Origin of the sequence: Jiangella rhizosphaerae, assembly GCF_003579925.1 — a bacterium.
Lineage (GTDB): Bacteria > Actinomycetota > Actinomycetes > Jiangellales > Jiangellaceae > Jiangella > Jiangella rhizosphaerae.
This window is the reverse complement of record NZ_QUAL01000290.1, coordinates 1-3,055: the sequence shown is the minus strand read 5'-3', so window position 1 is coordinate 3,055 and position 3,055 is coordinate 1. Positions and strand designations below refer to the sequence as shown.

General features: G+C 73.4%; 1 protein-coding gene and 1 pseudogene. Both read left to right on the top strand.

Annotation, left to right across the window (positions count from 1 at the left end):
- A pseudogene (locus DY240_RS32405) lies at positions 1-1,294 on the top strand (hypothetical protein); the annotation flags it as partial.
- A complete protein-coding gene (locus tag DY240_RS23410; protein WP_119662159.1) occupies positions 1,291-2,916 on the top strand; it encodes an extracellular solute-binding protein in 1,626 nt (541 codons plus the stop codon). The pseudogene DY240_RS32405 and the gene DY240_RS23410, both read left to right, overlap by 4 nt.
- The last annotated feature ends 139 nt before the right edge of the window (positions 2,917-3,055 follow it).

The following is a 3,055-nucleotide window of genomic DNA, read 5'->3' as shown; positions in this document are numbered from 1 at the left end:
GCTGGCGCCGGGCGAGGAGGACGGCTCGGCCGCCGGCGGGCCGGCCGCGGCGGGCGACGGCGGCTGGGCGCCGGTGCCGCCGAGCCTGGAGACGTCCCGGTGGCAGGTGGAGTTCGACCCTGCCACCGGGTCGGTGACCACGCTGACCCACCGGCCGACCGGGCGGTCGCTGCTCGACGACGCCGCGCCGTGGCGGCTCGGCCAGGTGCTCTACGTCCGCAACGGGCCGGCCGCGCTGACCCGGGGCGACGACCCCCACGCGGTCACGCACTCGGGGACGCCGCACGTCCATCCGCCGGCGCCGCGCAGCACGCTGTCCGGCCGGCGTCCGGTGGCCGACCCGCCCGAGCTGACGGTCACCGCCGCGACCATGCGGCCGGTCGGCCTGCGCCGCACGTACGACGGCTGGCGGCTGCGCACCGTCGGGTCGGCGCCGAGCCTGCCGAGCATCGAGGCCGACGTGCTGCTGCGCGACCACAGCGACCGCGTCGACGTCACCGTGCGGCTGACCAAGGAGCGCGAGCTGGCCAAGGAGTCGGTGTACGTCGCGTTCCCGTTCGGCGCCGACGCACCGCGGTTCCACTACGACCGCCAGCAGGGCTGGATCGACCCGGCCGCCGACCACGCGCCCGGCGCCTGTCACGAGTGGTTCACCACCCAGTACGGCGTCGTCGTCGAGTCCGCGCCCGGCGGTCCGGCGGTCGCCTGGACCAGCGCCGACGCGCCGCTGTTCACCGCCGGCGACATCGTCCGCGGCGCCTGGCCGGAGCGGTTCGAGCCGGCCGGCGGCAGCGTCCTGTCCTGGGTCATGAACAACTACTGGCCGACGAACACCCCGCCCGAGCAGGACGGCGAGCTGACCCTGCGCTACGCGTTCACGCCGCTGCCGTCGTTCGACCCGGTGGCGGCCGGGCGGTTCGGCCGCGAGGTCCGCGTCCCGGCTGCGGTCTCCGAGGTCACCCGGCTGGACAAGTTCGACGCCGAGCCGCGGCCGCTGCCGGCGACCAGTGCGTCGCTGCTCGACCTCGGACTGCCCGGCTGGGTGCATGCGACCGTCGCCGAGCCGCGCGACCGTGATGGATTGCTCCTGCGGCTGCAGGACCTGTCCGGCGCCGGCGGGACTGTCCGGCTGCCGGTCGCGGGCCCCGTCGTACGGTGTCTGGCCGATGAACGCGAGGCCGGCCCGGTGCCGGTCGACGACTCCGGCGCGGCGGCGGTCGAGCTGCGGCCGTGGCAGGTCGTGTCGGTGCTGGTGCGAAACCCCACTCACAGCATGATCGGAGTAGCCCCATGAGCGACATGCGATTCACCAGGAGGCGGTTCCTCGAGGTCACCGGCGGCCTGGCCGCCGTGGTGGCCGCTCCCAGCCTGCTCTCCGCGTGCGGCGGCGACGGCGGCGGGACCAGCCCGTCCGACGCCGCGTCGGCCAACCGGGCGGTCCGGCTGCCCACATACACGCCGTGGGACCAGGTCAGCCCCGACCTGCCGCCGACGCCCGAGGGCGTCATGGCCGGCTACTACAGCTACCCGACGCCGGTCGACGCGTTCAACTCGCCGCCGCTGGCCGGTGCCGAGCCGGTCGAGATCCTCACCAACATGCTCAACCCGCTGCCGCCGGCCGTGGGCGACAACGCGTACTGGCAGGAGCTCAACACCCGCGTCGGCACCGAGCTCAACCTCACCATGACGCCGCAGGCGGAGTACCCGAACAAGCTGGCGACGGTGTTCGCCGGCGGCGACCTGCCCGACATCATGCTGATCACGACGACGCTGGCCAACCGCGCCGACGTTCTGACGCGGCTGTGCGCCGACCTCACGGAGTTCCTGTCCGGCGACGCCGTGAACGAGTACCCGTTCCTCGCCAACATCCCGGCCGACTCGTGGCCGTCGATGGTGTACAACGGCGGCATCTACGCCATCCCGATCCCGCGGGCCGTCGTCGGCACCATCTTCTTCTCGCGGGCCGACATCATCGCCGAGCGGGGCCTCAACCCGGAGCCGGCCAGCTACCAGGAGTTCCGCGAGCTGGCCGAGGGCGTCAACGACCCCGGGAACAACCGGTGGGCCTTCGGCGCCGGCAAGAGCGTCATCACATTCATCGGCAACATGCTCGGCGTCCCGAACCAGTGGCGCGAGGAGGGCGGCACGTTCACCTCCGAGCACGAGACCGAGGAGCGCAAGGAGGCCATCGCCCGTACCGCCGAGCTGGTCCAGGCGGGGCTGTTCCACCCCGACGCGATCGGCGGCAAGCTGCAGCTGCGCGAGCTGTTCGGCAACGGGACGCTGGTGTTCCAGTCCGACGGCTACGCGGCCTGGGACATCCTGGCCGACACCTACCCGGTCGAGGTGGGCGCGGTGGCCGCGCCGACGTTCGACGGCGGCGGCCCGGGTGTCGTCCGCGCCGGCGCCACCAGCTTCGGCTACACGGCGTTCAAGAAGGCCGACCCGGAGCGGATCCAGCAGCTGCTGGCCCTGTGCAACTGGCTGGCCGCGCCGCTCGGGACCAGCGAGTTCATGTTCCGCAAGTTCGGCATCGAGGGCACCCACTACACCATGGAGAACGGCGCCCCGGTCCGCACCGACCAGGGCAACACCGAGGTCAAGCTGCCCCTGGAGTACGTCGCCGACTCCCCGCACGTGCTCGGCCCGCGCGACCGCGCCCGCGTCGACGCCCAGCGCGCCTACCAGGAGGCCGCCATCCCGAACATCGTCCGCAACGCCTCCGACGGCGTGTACTCCGCGGCGGCGATCAACAAGGGCGGCCAGCTCAGCAAGCTGATCGACGACGCCGAGCTGGAGATCCTGTCCGGCCGCCAGCCGATCGACTACTGGGACACCGTCGTGGACAACTGGCGCCAGCAGGGCGGCGACGAGATCCGCCGCGAGCTCGAGGCATCCTTCGCCGAGCTGCACTGAGCGACTACGGCGACGGGCATGGAGGCAGCATGGCCACAGAGGTAGAGACGACGTCGGCGCCGGCCGGCCGGGCGCACCGGCCGCGCCGGTCCCGGCCGGCGGGGGCGAGCGCACGGAACCCGCGGACGTCGCGGCGGGC

Coding starts and splice junctions, on each gene's coding strand:
- DY240_RS23410 (WP_119662159.1), top strand. CDS start 1,291: ATGAGCGACATGCGATTCACCAGGAGGCGGTTCCTCGAGGTCACCGGC.